11 protein-coding genes are annotated in these 14,633 nt (G+C 66.1%); 2 read left to right on the top strand and 9 right to left on the bottom strand.

Annotation, left to right across the window (positions count from 1 at the left end):
• Positions 1-41: 41 nt before the first annotated feature.
• The 5 genes from ACLBYA_RS01145 to rfbB form a co-directional block, all read right to left on the bottom strand.
• The gene (locus ACLBYA_RS01145; protein ID WP_447707513.1) at positions 42-1,019 is read right to left on the bottom strand and encodes a TIGR03621 family F420-dependent LLM class oxidoreductase; all 978 of its coding nucleotides are present in this window, start codon (positions 1,017-1,019) and stop codon (positions 42-44) included.
• A complete protein-coding gene (locus tag ACLBYA_RS01140; protein WP_447707512.1) occupies positions 1,016-2,098 on the bottom strand; it encodes a transferase in 1,083 nt (360 codons plus the stop codon). The genes ACLBYA_RS01145 and ACLBYA_RS01140 overlap by 4 nt, the downstream gene beginning before the upstream one ends.
• Complete coding sequence (locus ACLBYA_RS01135; RefSeq protein WP_447707511.1) at positions 2,091-3,119, bottom strand: NAD-dependent epimerase/dehydratase family protein; 1,029 nt, start codon at positions 3,117-3,119, stop codon at positions 2,091-2,093. The genes ACLBYA_RS01140 and ACLBYA_RS01135 overlap by 8 nt, the downstream gene beginning before the upstream one ends.
• A 398-nt stretch (positions 3,120-3,517) precedes the next feature.
• Positions 3,518-4,126, bottom strand: coding sequence for a dTDP-4-dehydrorhamnose 3,5-epimerase (gene rfbC, locus ACLBYA_RS01130; protein WP_447707510.1), 609 nt, complete (start codon positions 4,124-4,126; stop codon positions 3,518-3,520).
• Complete coding sequence (gene rfbB / locus ACLBYA_RS01125) at positions 4,123-5,115, bottom strand: dTDP-glucose 4,6-dehydratase (protein WP_447707509.1); 993 nt, start codon at positions 5,113-5,115, stop codon at positions 4,123-4,125. Before rfbB ends, rfbC begins: the two co-directional genes overlap by 4 nt.
• A 67-nt stretch (positions 5,116-5,182) precedes the next feature.
• Between rfbB and ACLBYA_RS01120 the strand changes: the two genes are divergently transcribed.
• Positions 5,183-5,731 carry a dTDP-4-dehydrorhamnose 3,5-epimerase family protein gene (locus ACLBYA_RS01120; protein WP_447707508.1) on the top strand — a complete coding sequence of 183 codons (549 nt, stop codon included), beginning with the start codon at positions 5,183-5,185 and terminating at the stop codon, positions 5,729-5,731.
• On the opposite strand, the gene ACLBYA_RS01115 is transcribed toward ACLBYA_RS01120, so the two are convergent.
• Entirely contained in the window at positions 5,726-8,077 is a 2,352-nt protein-coding gene (locus ACLBYA_RS01115; RefSeq protein ID WP_447707507.1) for a polysaccharide lyase, read from the bottom strand. The genes ACLBYA_RS01120 and ACLBYA_RS01115 overlap by 6 nt on opposite strands.
• A 578-nt stretch (positions 8,078-8,655) precedes the next feature.
• On the opposite strand from ACLBYA_RS01115, the gene rfbD reads away from it, so the two are divergent.
• Complete coding sequence (rfbD, locus tag ACLBYA_RS01110) at positions 8,656-9,537, top strand: dTDP-4-dehydrorhamnose reductase (protein ID WP_447707506.1); 882 nt, start codon at positions 8,656-8,658, stop codon at positions 9,535-9,537.
• Here rfbD and ACLBYA_RS01105 read toward each other — a convergent pair.
• From ACLBYA_RS01105 to ACLBYA_RS01095, 3 genes are read right to left on the bottom strand one after another with little or no spacing between them, the layout of a single operon-like run.
• The gene (locus ACLBYA_RS01105; protein ID WP_447707505.1) at positions 9,510-10,031 is read right to left on the bottom strand and encodes a pyridoxamine 5'-phosphate oxidase family protein; all 522 of its coding nucleotides are present in this window, start codon (positions 10,029-10,031) and stop codon (positions 9,510-9,512) included. The genes rfbD and ACLBYA_RS01105 overlap by 28 nt on opposite strands.
• A gap of 15 nt (positions 10,032-10,046) precedes the next feature.
• Positions 10,047-12,872 carry an FAD-binding and (Fe-S)-binding domain-containing protein gene (locus ACLBYA_RS01100; protein ID WP_447707504.1) on the bottom strand — a complete coding sequence of 942 codons (2,826 nt, stop codon included), beginning with the start codon at positions 12,870-12,872 and terminating at the stop codon, positions 10,047-10,049.
• Positions 12,872-14,524, bottom strand: coding sequence for an L-lactate permease (locus ACLBYA_RS01095; protein WP_447707503.1), 1,653 nt, complete (start codon positions 14,522-14,524; stop codon positions 12,872-12,874). The genes ACLBYA_RS01100 and ACLBYA_RS01095 overlap by 1 nt, the downstream gene beginning before the upstream one ends.
• Between the last annotated feature and the right edge of the window lie 109 nt (positions 14,525-14,633).

Raw genomic sequence — 14,633 nt, 5'->3', positions numbered from 1 at the left:
GGGCACGCGAGTTTCGCACCGGCCGACCACCAAGGGCACCGTCACCGTGACGCGACAGACCAACTGTCCTCGCGGGCGCGGACCTCGTCGATGATCAGCGCGGCGGCCTCGACATCCTGACCCAGATGCCAGTAGGTGATCCCGAACTCGGCGCTCCACCGCAGCAGTGCATCGGCACATTCCGACGCCGTGCCGACCAGCACCGCCGGCGAGCCGTCGAGCTCATTTCGGCGTGCCTCGATCGCCGTCGCCCAGGTGGACCGCGGCCCGGCGGCGCCGGGTCCGTCGGTGACCCGGACGTGGTAGCACATGAACTGCAACCGGGGTGGTTGACGCCCCACGGCCGCGGCGGCGGTGAGCACCCGATCGATCTTGGCGGCGATGGAGCCGGCGCCCAGGTCGTCGACCGCGCGCTCGATATCGTCATGCCCCATCGTGGCGTGGATGCCCACGATGTCCGCCCGCCGGCCGGCCAACGCGAGCATCGCCGGACCACCGGCGCCCATGAGGATCGGTGGTCCGGGCTGCTGCACACACCGCGGCAGCGCCTCCATCTCCTCGACCCGGTAGTACGCGCCCGCGAAATCGACCGTCGGGCAGGCGAAGTACATCCGCATCACGTCGATCGCTTCGGCCAGCCGGGCAACCCGTATCCCGGCGGGCTCGAATGGCAAGCCGACTGCCCGATAGTCGCCGGAATGCCAGCCGGCACCGATGCCGAGCTCGACCCGACCGCCGGAGAGCACGTCGATGGTCGCGATGTGTTTGGCGAGCAGGGCCGGGTGATACAGGTCGTTCTGCAGAACCAGTGACAGAATCCGCAGCCTTGTGGTGCTCGCCGCGGCATAGGACATCGCCGCGAGCGCGGACAGCTGCCACCCGTTGGTCAGATGCTCGGATACGCAGATACTATCGAACCCGCGGTCCTCCAGGCGCCGCAGTTCTGCCACCCACGCCGCACCGTCCGCGGTCAGCCTGGGCATCGGGGCGATGAACTGCAACTGGTCCGGCGGTGTCATCCGATGTCGACGCGCCAGCGCCCCTCGAGTTCGTGATACTGCGAGCTGACCTCCGGGAGCAGATCGGGTAGTGTCAGCACGACCCAATCCGGTTTGGCCGCAACCATTTCCTCGGGTGCAACGATGGGTATGTCGGTACCGGGCATTCGGCGTCCCTGTTTGGCCGGCGACGCGTCGGCGACCGCGGCCACCAGTGTGGAATCCAGTCCGGCCCGGCTGAACAGCGATACCGCCCGCGACGCCGCGCCGTACGCCATCACCTCACGGCCCTCGCGCGCTTCGGTCTGCAACCAGCCACGTAGCTCCTCGACATGGCTGTCGGCACTGTGCTGGAGCCGCTGTACCACAAGGGGATCGGTCACTCCGAACGATGCTTCCCGCTCGAGGATCCGGTTGACCGACTCGTCACAATCGTGATCGGTTCCGTGCACCGCGGCCGCCAGGACCGTGCCGCCATACAGTCCGAACTCCCACGCGGTGACAACCTGCATACCCGCATCGGCGAGCAGCCGGCACAGCGCGGTCAACGAGTAGTAGGCGAAGTGGCCGTCGCGCAGCGAGTTCCACTGATTCTGCGTAACGATGGTGAACAGTGAGTGGAAGTGGACGAGCAGAACACCCTCGGGTGCGGTCGTGCGCGCCCGGTCGGCGAACGCCTCGTGTTGGCGCGGGTCATGCATGATCCCGAAGGAGTCCAGCACCACATCGGCGGGTTCGGTAGTGGTGACAAAGCCCCGGTCGGTCAGCAGCGGCAGCCAGGTTCCGCCATGCGGGCTCCCGAACTCACGCACGGTACTCCCGCGCAACCAGCCTGCCGCGTCGACCAATTCGATCGCGAGCTCGGCCTGATCCTTGAGCGCCTGCGGTTCGAGGCCGACCGGTTCGTCGGACATGGTGTCGTCATCGGCGAGCTGAGCCAGACCGCAGGCGGTGCACAGGTCCATGGCCAACGCATAGTCGGACTCGTCGGCGCTGATCGGCTGGTCGACCGGCGGAAAGTGTTTGGCCTGCGGCACACATCCGAGGTCGAGCACCCTGCGCAGTGTCGGTTCGAGGCAGCCGCGGCACACCTCAGACACTGGAACTCACTCTGCGCAGGGTGTCGTCGAGGACGCCCTCGGCGCACAGCGCCTGCAACTTGGCCAGCCGGGTGAAGCTGTTCTGGAACCGGGTGGCATCCAGTCCGCCGGCCAGATATGCCTGGTACAACTCATCGGCTCCGGCGGCCACCGACCAGGTCGCCTCATAACCCACGGCATTGCGGAAGGCCGAGAAATCGACGCGGTAGGAACGGTCGTCGCCGCCCGTGACGCCGGTGATTGCCAGCGTGGAGCCTGGCACGACCTCGACGACCGCCTGCGCGATCTCGGCGACCGTGAGGTTGTTGGCCTCGCTGCCCACATTGAAGGCCTTGCAGTGCACCGCCGATCGCGGCGCGTGCAGGGCGGCGAGGAATGCCTCGGCGATATCGCGGGCGTGCACGAGCGGTCGCCATGGTGTGCCATCGGACAGGACCTTCACCTCGCCGGACAGCACCGCGTGGCCGACCAGGTTGTTCAGCACGATATCCGCCCGCAGTCGGGGGGAGAACCCGAAAGCCGTGGCGTTGCGCAGGAATACCGGTGAGAAGCTGTCGTCGGCCATCTCGGCGACATCGTCCTCGACCTTCACCTTACTCTGCGCGTACGGTGTCAGCGGTTGCAGCGTGGCATCCTCGGTGACCAGCCCGTCGCCCGACGCCCCGTATACCGAACAGGTCGATGCGTACAGAAATCGTTGTACCCCAGCATCCTTCGTCGCCCGTGCCAGCTGTACCGATGCATGGTGGTTGATATCGTGCGTGATCTCGGGGGCGAGTGCGCCCAGCGGATCGTTGGACAGCGCCGCCAGGTGCACAACCGCATCGAAACCGGCCAGGTGCTCGGGCGTCACGTCGCGTAGGTCGACGGTGATGGTCGGGGGATCGTGCGGCTGCGGGCCGAGCACGCAGTCGGCGAAGTAGCCGATGTCCAACCCTGTGACGTCGTGCCCGGCGGCGGTGAGAACGGGAGTCATGACCGTTCCGAGATATCCCTGATGCCCGGTGACAAGAATTTGCATGTGCAGGTTCCCCCTACGTGTCGTCGGACCCCGCTACCGGCGCCGACATAGCCGTGGATCACCCACTGTAGGCCCATCGCGGCCGGTGCGCAGGTTCAGATCTGATCAAGATCACCGGTGAGTGTGCCGGTAGTGCAAGGCAATTGACTACGCAATGAGTTCGGATTCGGTGGCCCGTGAACGCCTACTGGTCCGGCGTTCTTCCCTTCGCTGTACAGGATCGAGGGAAGCGCAACGGCCGACCTGCGGATCGCCGTCGATACCGCAGCCGGCAGGTGAACGCCAGGTATCCCGGTCATCACACCGACGTATCCGGTGTCGTGTGCAAAACGCACGTGGGAGGGCGAATCTGTCGACCAACGCGGGGCTACAGCGAGTTGTCGGGACCGTCGCGGCCCTCAGCTCACGCGGGAGCGCAGCCCGTCGACGAAATCCCGGGTCGCGGCCCAGGTCGGCAGGGTGCCGGCCGCCTCGACATCGGCCAGTGTCGGGGCCTGAAGATCACGTTCGGACAGCGACGGTGTGTGCCCCTCCGGCCACTCGATGCCCAACGCCGGGTCGGTGGCCAGGATCGTGTGTTCGCGAGTCGGGTTGTACGGTGCCGAGCACAGGTACATGACCGTCGAATCATTTTCCAGCGCAAGGAATCCGTGAGCCAAGCCCTCGGACAGGTAGATGGTCTTGCGGGTGCGGTCGTCGAGTCGCACCGCGTCCCAGTGGCCGAAGGTCGGCGACCCGATGCGGATATCGACCGCGACATCGAACACCGCTCCCCGCACGCAGGTCACGTATTTGGCCTGGCTGGGTGGGACCTCGGCAAAATGCAGTCCGCGCAACACACCGGCCATCGATACCGAACAGTTGGCCTGCGCGAAGCTGAAATCGTGTCCGGAGAACTCGCGAAATCCGGATTCGGTGAACCACTCGAAGAACAGGCCGCGGGAGTCTTCACGCAACGTCGGGGTGATCTCCCATGCGCCCGGCACGGCGAGTTCGCGAACGTTCACTGTCCGCGCCCCGCATAGGCGGCCTCGACCCCGTTCTTCAACGGCCCCCACCACGCCTCGTTCGCCTCGTACCAGGCGATCGTCGCGCGCAACCCCGCCTCGAAATCGGTGTGCTCGGGTACCCATCCGAGTTCTTCGCGCAGTACCGAGGCGTCGATGGCGTAGCGCAGGTCATGACCCGCACGATCGGTGACATGGTCGAAATCGTCGGGTGCGTGGCCCATCAGCTGGAGAATGGTCCGCATCACCGTCAGGTTGTCGCGTTCGCCGCCCGCGCCGATCAGATACGTGCGGCCGATCTGGCCGTCGGACAGGATGCGCCACACCGCGCTGTTGTGATCGTCGACGTGAATCCAGTCGCGGACATTGCGGCCCTGCCCGTACAGCTTGGGCCGGCGCCCGGTCAGGATGTTGGTGATCTGCCGGGGGATGAACTTCTCGACATGCTGGTAGGGCCCATAGTTGTTGGAACAGTTCGAGATGGTGGCACGGACACCATAGGACCGCACCCACGCCCGGACCAGCATGTCCGCCGCAGCCTTGGTCGACGAGTAGGGGCTGGACGGGTTGTACGGGGTCGATTCGGTGAAGCGGTCCGGGACGTCGAGTTCCAGGTCGCCGTATACCTCGTCGGTCGAGATGTGATGGAGTCGCACGTCGTGACGGCGCACCGCCTCCAGCATGGTGTACGTGCCGACCACATTGGTGTGCAGGAACGGCTCGGGGTCGGCCAGCGCGTTGTCGACGTGCGTCTCGGCCGCGAAATGGACAACAGCGTCGGACTCGGCCACCAATGGGCCTACCAGGGCCGCATCGCTGATATCGCCCTCGACCAATCTGATATCGGTCTCGACCGAGCGCAGCGCCTCGGCGCTCCCGGCGTAGGTCAGCGAATCGAGCACGGTGACCTCGGCGCGGGCATCCCGCACCACCGCGTGGACAAAATTGGAGCCGATGAAGCCCGCGCCCCCAGTGACGAGCAATCGCATAGCCGAACAGAGTAATCCGGTTGTCTACGCCCCGCTGTCCCCGGGCAATCCATGCCACAATCGCGCCGTGCGGATCGAACAGACCGAGTTGCGCGACGTCCTGCTGCTCACACCCACACCGCACCGTGACGACCGTGGCCTGTTCACCCGCACCTTCGACGCGCTGATCTTCGATGCCCACCTCGGTGCGCCGGTGTCGGCCACCTTCGTCCAGGATTCGCAGTCGCGGTCCCGGCAGGGTGTGTTGCGCGGGCTGCACGGCAGGTCCGGAGCAGGGGAGGCCAAGCTGGTGCGCTGTGCGCACGGAGCCGTTCTCGATGTCGTCGTCGATATCCGGAAGCGTTCGCCGACCTTCGGCCGGCACCAGTCATTCATCCTGGACGACAATGCTTTTGACCATCTGTATATCCCGCCCGGCTTCCTGCACGGGTTCCAGGCGCTGACACCGACGGCCGATGTCTGCTATCGCATCGACCGCCCACATGATCCGACGGAGGACATCGCGGTCGACCCGCTCGATGCCGACCTGGCAATCGGCTGGCCGCAACCGGTGTCACTGATTTCGGAGCGCGACGCCGGTGCCGGCAGCTGGCAGGCCCTGCTGGGTCGGCTATAACTCGGTGACGGTCATGTTGCGGACGTCGACATGAGTGTCACGGGTGCTGACCCAACTCGGTGGGGTGGTGCCGCCGCCCCGATGGATGTCATAGAGCACCGCCTCGATCATGACGTCGGGTCGGTCGCGGTAGATCCAGTCGGTGGCGCTGTACCGAAGCGTGTCATCCACCCACACCTTGAACACCCCATCGCGGGCGCCGACGGTGTTGAGCTGCACCTCCATGGTGACCCGGTGCCATTGTCCGCGTCCGAACGCATTGCCGAGGCTGGTGTGCCAACCGAATCCGTTGAACCCGGACGACGGTTGCCGGGCGTAGATGTAGGTCACCAGATCCATGTCGGCGCCCGCCTGGATGGGGCCCAGTTTGCCCTGGAACGGGCGGGTGCCGTCATCGCCGCGTCCGTGCCACATGAGGCGCGCCGAGAAGCCGACACTGCGGTCCGCGTTACCCGATGTGGGTTCGTAGATCGAGTGGCCGGGCGCCACCCCGACGAGTCCCGGTATCTTTCCGCCCCAACGCCAGTCGAAGTTGTCGTCGAATCGGACGTCGTAGCTGAGCACCGCGTGGTCGGTGGGTCGGATGAGCTTCGGGGCGACGATGAAGGCGCCGAGCTGACCTGCCGGAATCGAATGCCGCAGCAGCTTCCCGCCGTCGGGGTCGGTGTGGATGCTGCCGTGGACGTAGGTGCCCCCGCTGGTCAGCGCGCCGGTCGGGCCGAACAGAGCATCACCGCTGACCTTGGTCAGCTGTCCGTTGGGCGCGGTGTCGAGACGGTCGCTCCACAGCACATTCCCGGACGGCGGTGTGCCCGGATCCGGCCTTGGATCCACGATCTCGCCGCTGGTATGGGTCAGTCGCGATGCCGACCAGGCGGAGTTGCCGACGGCGTTGGAGGCCCGTAGGGCGATCTCGTAGTCGGTGTTCTCCAGCAGACCGGTGATGGTGGTCGATGCCGCGCTGCCCGGGACGTCCTGCGCAAGGCTCCAAGACCCGCCGAGCGGGCGGTAGCGCACCGAGTATCGGGTGATCGACGAGCCGCCGGTGCCGGGCTGGGTCCAGCTGACCGCCACGGAGGTGGCCGAGGGTGTCACGGTGGGGGCAGCCGGGGCGGTCGGCGCACTCGGCGCGGTACCCGCCGCCGGGGTGATGGCGACGGTCACTGCGACAGTGACGCTGCCGTTGCGGCCGTCGGTGGCTGTCACGGCGAACGTGCTGTCCAGTGGTCGGCCTGCGGCCAGGGCCTGCTGGCGAGCCGCGGCGGTCGGCACGAAGCTCCAACGGGCCGTGGCCGCATCGATGCGGACCGTGCCCTGTGCATGAGCCGGACCGCCTGACGACGTGTAACCGAGCGGATCGCCGTCGGGGTCGGTGACCTTGACCGTTCCGGTGACCTCGCCTGTGGCCGAATCGATTCCGTCGATGTCAAACGCGGGGCTACCTGGCAGCGGGGCACGGTTGGTGCTCGCCGCGGCCACGGCGATGTCGATCACCCGTGTCGTGGTCATCCCGCGGTTGCGGATCAGGAAGCCGAGCAAGCCTTGGAAGCGGGGGTCCGCGGCGTCGCTCGCCGTCACCACGAAGCTGTCCCGTCCGACGTATCCGTCGACGGGATCGTAGACGAAACTACCGTCGGCGTTGACGGTCACCTGGCCGTGCTTCGGCGCGCTGATCGTGACGTCGAGGCGGTCACCGTCGGGATCGGTGAAGTCGATTGTGCCAGTGATGTTGTCGGTGTTCGTGAGGACGCGGTTGTCCGTCGCGTTGTAGCCGATCGCCGGAGTGGTATTGGAGAAGATGCGCCGGAACTGCTGATTCCATGATGCCAGCAGTGACCACACTGTCGTGGGCTTGGCCGGCGGCTTCGGCGGTATGACGACGGAGGCAGTGCTCTGGACGGTTGCCGTTGCTGTCAGCAGCGTTGTCTCAGTCGTGGTTTCGACGAATGTCGGGGTGCGTTCGGGCGCCGGACCCTGGTCGTCATCGAGTGCTCGATCGAGGCCCGAGGAACGCGGCGACGCGGATCGGCGCTGTTTGGTGGCGGGAGAGTCGTCTTCTGGTTCGTCAGCCTCGTCGTCATCGTCATCCACTGCATCCGAGTCATTTTCGGACTCGTCGCGGTCCGAATCGGCAGAGCTGTTGCGGTCCGGCTCAGAACGCTCGCCGCCGGACTCGGATGATGCTGATGACCCTGAGGTGTCGTCTGTCGTCGCTTCGGCGGTCGGTGCGGCAGCCAGAGCGGCGCCGATTCCGAGTGCCGCGACGAATGTTCCGGCCCGGATACGGCGTCGGGTGGCCGGATCGACCGGGTCGGGTTGGCTGCGGGGGAACAGCTGGAGCGCCACGTTGCCCTCCTGGGGACCTGAATATCGGTAATGGAGTCGATTGTGTTGCTGAATGCCTCGTCCGCTTGAACTCGGCGAACGCGACTGTAATGGACCGATCAATTGTTGCGCGTAATTTTCGGGATTATTGGAGCCATTTTTTCGGCAACTTCGCCCCGTAGGTCAAAGGCTGGAGGTGTCGGCTATTGTCTCGGGTATTGTGTTGATTCAATGCCAAGCACAAAGCGATGATTCGGCCTAGAACTGGATCTATGGGAACTTGATGGTCGATTTTGGCGAATTTCTACGGAGCACCGATGGCCATTGTTTCCTGTGTCTTTCTGCAAGAATTCCGATTCGGAGCGACGTCGACGCGGGCGACTCGATCTATCTCGATGAAATGGCCACTCGCTACCGCGCAAACAGTTTATTCTTGAATTCGAAACAAGGTGGATTTGCTCGGCATCGTCTTGACTCGACGGCGCGGGGAGTTCTGGCGAATGCCCACCAGGCGGTCGATTGGTCGCCGGCCACGAATAAGGGCCGCGGAGCGGATGCTCGGCAATGTGGGAGGCCGTCATCTGTGCGACACTGCATCGGTGACCGGCCGCATCGTGATCTCGGGGGCAGGTGGGCTAGTCGGGCGGACACTCACGGACATGGTCCGCGAGCAGGGCGCGAATGTGGTGGCACTGACCTCGGCACAATGGGACATCACCGATCCCGCCGCCACCGCAGAGGTGGTCCGGGCCGGCGACACCGTCGTCAACTGTGCCGCATACACCAAAGTTGACGCAGCCGAAGCTGATCCCGAAAGGGCACGGGCGGTCAACGTCACCGGACCGGCTCATATCGCCCAGGCCTGCGCGCGCGCCGGTGCAGCGCTCATCCACGTGTCGACCGATTACGTTTTCGACGGTGTGTTTCCCCATGGGCAACCGCGACCCTATGAGATCGATGATCGGACAGCACCGCTCAGCGTCTACGGCAAGACGAAACTGGACGGTGAGCGTGCCGTGGTCGAAGCCATGCCGGATGCACGTGTGGTCCGGACCGCCTGGATATACGAAGGTGGCACAGGTTCGGATTTTGTTGCTGCCTTACGCCGCGCAGCCGCCGGATCCGATCCGGTGGACGTGGTGACCGATCAGGTCGGCTCACCGACCTACGTCGTCGATCTGTGCGCGGCGCTGCTGCGGATCATCGACGAGCCGCCGACTGCGCCGATCCTGCACGTTGCCAACACCGGAGCCGTCAGTCGATTCGAACAGGTGCGAGCGATCTTCGAAGAGGTCGGTGCCGACCCGGGGAGGGTCCGGCCGGTGACCAGCGATCGGTTCCCGCGGCCGGCTGCCCGGCCGCCATACTCAGCACTGTCCGGTGTGAAATCGGCCGAGGCCGGTCTGCGCCCGCTGCGGCACTGGCGGGAAGCGCTGACCGAAGCACTAGAGCGTCAGAGGTCGAACCGGTTGGCGCCGTAGGGTTCCCGCGTGCCAAATGCGTACACCCGGACGGGGTCCATCCGGAACAGGTAGTAGGGTGGTCTGCCGCCCGAGGGCGCACTGAACTCGGCGGTCAGCGTGTCACCCTCGACTCGGCACGGCCAGTCTTCGGCGAATACCGCTGCCACGGAGTCCAATTCGGGGCCAGCGGTGACCCGGACGGCAATGCCCTCCAGGACCTGGTCGAACGGGTCCGTCGCCAATGTCAGTGTGCACCGCCCGTCACGTAGCAGGTGCCGCGTCTTGGCCGTCCTGGTGCCCGAGTTGAAATACCAGGCGCCGGAATGCGCGACGACGCCGAGCGGTCGCACGTGCGGCGCTCCGCCCGGCGTCACGGCTGCCAACCACGCGGTGTGCCGGCTCGGTCCGCCCTGCCCGGCGACCTGCGATACGCCGGTACCGATCTGGTGGGACACCTCCGCCCACTCGACGGGCGCCTTCCCGTATCGGTCGAGGTTCCGTACCTGCGGCATGGCCACTCCCTTCGTCTAGGAGTGTTGACCGACCTGACCCCGAGAACTCATCGCTGCGGAATCCGCAGCTTCGGCGAGCACTTCGACGATGTGCCGGTAGCTCTCACCGGTCGCGCGGCTCATGGCCATCTCGCAGGTCCGGTTGCAGGACGCATGTGCGGTGGTCGGGTTTGCCCTGACCTGAGCCCCCTGCCGGGATGTCGCCGCGGCAGTCAATTCGGGATGCAGCATCCCGCGGTCACCGGCGAATCCGCAGCATCCCCAGTCGGTGGGTACCACCACTTCGTCGGCCACCGCACGCGCGATCGCCAGCAGATCCTCGGTGCTGCCCAGTTGGGTCGACGAGCATGTCGGGTGCACCGTCATCGACGGAATGGTGAGCAGTTCGCCGAGTCGGGGGAGGACCTGTTCACGGATCAGCGTGACCGCATCGATGATGCGGACCTGAGGGGCCGACTTGCGCAACATCTTGATCAGCCCCTCGGTGCAACTCGACGCATCGCACACCACCGGGATCTGGCCACCGCGGCTGGCCTTCAGGACCGCCGCCGTCGTCCGGTCACTCATGGTCCGGTACCCGGCCGCCATACCTTTCGATGACCACGGAGTGCCGCAACACAGCGAGTCGATGTCGGTGGGCACTGTCAGCGTGAGACCGGCTCGGGTGCATAACGTTTCGAGGCTGTCCTGAACACCGGGGCCACCGTCGGCGCCGAACATCGAGTTGACGCAGGCCGGCAGGTACACCGCGTCGGCGTTGCCGGCCGGGGCCGGGCGCCTGCGTCGGCGCCCACCGGCGGGCAGGTCGGGCGACCATTGCGGCACCACGTCGGCATCGGCGACCGCGCGGGCGGCCCGGCTCGCAACGACCGGCAACGCGGCCGGTGCCTTGGCGGCCACCGTGAGCGCGGCGGCCGCTCCGCGGCTGGCGGTGCTCCAATGTTTGGCGGCCGAATGCCAACCCTTCTCGGCGATTCGGCCAGTGTTCTCCTGCCGCAGCCGGCGTACAAGGTCACCGGTATTGATGAGGACGGGACAGGCAGTCCCGCACATCCCGTCCACGGCGCAGGTCTGCACCGCGGCGTAGTCGTAGGCTGCGGTCAGTTCGTCGGCCAGCGCTGTGTCACCGTCTGCGTCGGCCGTCGCGATCGCCCGTCGCACCACGATTCGCTGCCGCGGGGTCAGAGTGAGATCCCGGCTGGGACAGACCGGTTCGCAGTACCCGCACTCCACACACCGGTCGACCTCGTCCTCGACGGTCGGGGTGACCTTGATATGCCGCAGGTGTGCGGTGGGATCGTCGTCGAGCAGCACGCCGGGGTTGAGCATCCCGGCGGGGTCGATGAGCCGTTTCACCGACAGCATGACGTCGAACAGTTCGTCACCGTACTGGCGGCGTACATATGGGGCCATCACCCGTCCGGTGCCGTGCTCGGCCTTGAGCGATCCGCCCTGGCCCAATACCAGATCGACCATGTCCTCGGTGAAATCGGAATAGCGTTGCAGCGGTTCGGCATCGCTGAACTTGTCGGTCAGCAGGAAGTGGATGTTGCCGTCCTTGGCGTGGCCGAAGATGACCGAATCGCGGTAGGCGTAGCGGTCGAACAGTTCCGATAGCCCCGAACAGGTGTCGGCCAGCAAGTCGACGGGGACCACCACATCCTCCAGAAGTGCGGTGGTACCGGACCGCCGAGCCCCGGCCACCGAGGCGTACAACCCCTTGCGAAGCTTCCACAGTTTGGCGGCGACCTTCGAATCCTGGGTCAGCTCGGGTGTCCGGCGCAGGTCGAGGCCGGTGAGCGCCGGCGTGGCCGCAACCGTCAATGCGCAGAGTTCGTCACGATCGGTGGATTGGTATTCGACCAGCAGCGCGGCGTGGTCGGCGACCTCGAAGCCGGTGATCTCCGGTGGTGCTCCCGGCAGCTGTTGGCCCACCCGCAGCGACCGGGCGTCCATCAGTTCGACGGTGGCCGCGCCGGTTTCGACCAGCGCGGGCAGCGCACGGTTGGCCGAGCGCAGGTCGTCGAACACCAGCAGTGTGGTGGCGATGTGGTTGCGCACCGGCACCGTTCGCAGCGTCACCTCGGCGACGAAGCCCAGTGTGCCCTCGCTGCCGACGATCAGGTGCGCCAGAATCTCACTGGGACTGTCGAAGTCGAGGAATGCGTTCAGGCCGTAACCCATGGTGTTCTTCATCGCGAACTGACGCTCGATGGTGGCCACCGACCGTGCATCGCTGCGCACCCGGTCCCGCAACGCGAGCAGACCGGCGTGGATACCGGGTTCGTCATGCCGCAGCCGCGTGTCGGCGTCGGCGGCTCCGGTGTCTACCACGGTGCCCGACGGTAGGACCACCACCACGGAATCAAGTGTTTGGTAGGTGTTCTCGATCGTCCCGCATGCCATCCCGCTGGAGTTGTTGGCGACCACGCCGCCGATCGTGCAGGCCGTCTCACTCGCCGGGTCCGGCCCGATCTTGCGGCCGTACCGGGCGAGCTCCGCATTGAGCCGACGCACCGTGACGCCGGGCTGGGTGCGTACGCGGGCGCCGCCGTCGAGCACCGTGATCGCACGGAAGTTGCGCCGGACATCGACCAGGATCCCGTCGCTCACACCTTGGCCCGACAGGCTGGTACCGCCCGAGCGCAATGTCAGCGGTACCCCGTGTGCGGCGCTGACGGAGAACAGTCGGCCGACCTCGGTGGCGTCGCGGGCGGTGACGACGACCTGCGGGGTGAGCAGGAAATGTGATGCGTCGTGTGCGGCGGCATGCAGGTCGAGTGCCCGGGTGCCGACCCGGCCGACATCCCCGGTGGCGGCGATCAGCGCGTCGAGCAGCATCAGGGCAGCATCCAGCCGAGCACATCGGTGGACTGCAGGTAGACGAAAACCGTGAACACCGACAGCATTCCGAGGCTCCACCAGATCAGCTTGCGGAAGATGACACCCTCCTGGCCCACCATGCCGACCGCGGCGGCGGCCACCGCAAGGTTCTGCGGTGAGAGCATCTTGCCCATCACACCGGCCGATGAGTTGGTGGCGGCCATCAAAACATCGGACAGCCCGGCGTGGTTGGCTGCGGTGGCCTGTAGCAGCCCGAACAGCGAGTTCGACGAGGTGTCCGAACCGGTGATCGCGACACCGATCCAGCCGATCAGCGGGGAGAGCAGCGCGAACAGGCCACCGGCCGAGGCGAGCGCGAAGCCCAGGCTCTGGGTCTGGCCGGACAGGTTCATCACGAAAGCCAGTGCCAGCACGGCGGTCACGGTGACGATGGTGTATTTCAGCGTCGCCAGCGTCTCGCCGTACACACGCAGGGCCTGTCGCGGCGAGATCCGGTACACGCCCATCACGATCAGCCCCGATATCAGCAGCAGGGTTCCGGTCGCCTTGAGGTGATCCAACTTGAAGGTCTGTGCGGCAAGGGCTTTACCGCCGGCGTCGATGACGTCCAGCCCCGGCCAGTGGAAAGCCCAGGTGCCGTTGGCGGCCAACCATGGCTTGACGCCGGGCAATTGGCTGATGCTGAACACCGCGATGATGATCAGGTAGGGGGCCAGTGCGCCGAGGGTGGAACGCTTGGTCGGGGCAACGGTCGGCGTCTTGGTGGCCGTGCCGCCCCCGGCGCCGCCCGAGAGCGGTTCTGGATCGATGTTTTCGGTGACGGGTCCGCGTCCGGGTTTGAGGATGCGCACGGCCAATAGGACCGCGGCCACGGTGACGACGGCGGCGACGATATCGGTGATCTCCACCGCGATGAAGTTGGACGTCACGAACTGGGCGATGCCGAACGTCAGGCCGGCGACCAGACACACTGCCCAGGTCTGGAGCAGCCCGCGGCGGCCATCGACCAGGAAGACCAGGATGAACGGCACGAACACCGCGACAAAGGGTGTCTGGCGACCGGCCATCTGCGACAGCGTGTGCAGGTCCAGGCCGGTGACCGAGCTCAGGGTGATGATCGGGGCGGCCATCGCACCGAACGCGACGGGCGCGGTGTTGGCCAGCAGCGAGACCACGGCAGCCTTGATGGGTTTCATGCCCGCCGCCATCAGCATCGCGGCGGAGATGGCGACCGGGGCGCCGAACCCGGCGAGCGACTCCAGCAGGGCGCCGAAGCAGAAAGCGATCAGGATCGCCTGGATGCGCTGGTCATCGGAGATGGACCGGATCTTCTCGCCCAGGACGGCGAACCAGCCGGTCACCTCCGTCAAGCGGTAGACCCAGATGGCGTTGATCAGTATCCACAGGATGGGGAACAGGCCGTAGAGCGCGCCTTCGGCAGTGGCGCTGGCGGCCTGGCCGATCGGCATCTGCCAGACGGCGACCGCGAGGACCACCGAGAGCACCAGGCTGACCAGTGCCGATCGGTGCGCCGGCCACTTGAGTACACCGAGCATGACGAACAGGGAGGTCAGGGGCACGGCGGCGAGGATGGCCGACAACGCGAGCGACCCGCCGGCCGGATCGAGGATCTGTTGGAACTGGGTCATCGGAGGACCTTCTGGTCGGTGAGGGCTGGACTGTGCTGACGATCGTGACACACGTCACCACCAATTGTCTAGCAAGTACACATGCATACCAAGTAGGCCTGCCTGATGA

Source organism: Mycobacterium sp. C31M (genome assembly GCF_053345865.1).
Note: the sequence above shows the minus strand (reverse complement) of the source record. Positions and strands in the feature narration are given on the sequence as shown.

What these genes read in the sequence shown, in the direction of transcription:
- ACLBYA_RS01145 (WP_447707513.1), bottom strand. Translation starts at nt 1,019, where the DNA reads ATGACACCGCCGGACCAGTTGCAGTTCATCGCCCCGATGCCCAGGCTG.
- ACLBYA_RS01135 (WP_447707511.1), bottom strand. Translation starts at nt 3,119, where the DNA reads ATGCAAATTCTTGTCACCGGGCATCAGGGATATCTCGGAACGGTCATG.
- rfbB (WP_447707509.1), bottom strand. Translation starts at nt 5,115, where the DNA reads ATGCGATTGCTCGTCACTGGGGGCGCGGGCTTCATCGGCTCCAATTTT.
- ACLBYA_RS01105 (WP_447707505.1), bottom strand. Translation starts at nt 10,031, where the DNA reads ATGCCGCAGGTACGGAACCTCGACCGATACGGGAAGGCGCCCGTCGAG.
- ACLBYA_RS01100 (WP_447707504.1), bottom strand. Translation starts at nt 12,872, where the DNA reads ATGCTGCTCGACGCGCTGATCGCCGCCACCGGGGATGTCGGCCGGGTC.
- ACLBYA_RS01095 (WP_447707503.1), bottom strand. Translation starts at nt 14,524, where the DNA reads ATGACCCAGTTCCAACAGATCCTCGATCCGGCCGGCGGGTCGCTCGCG.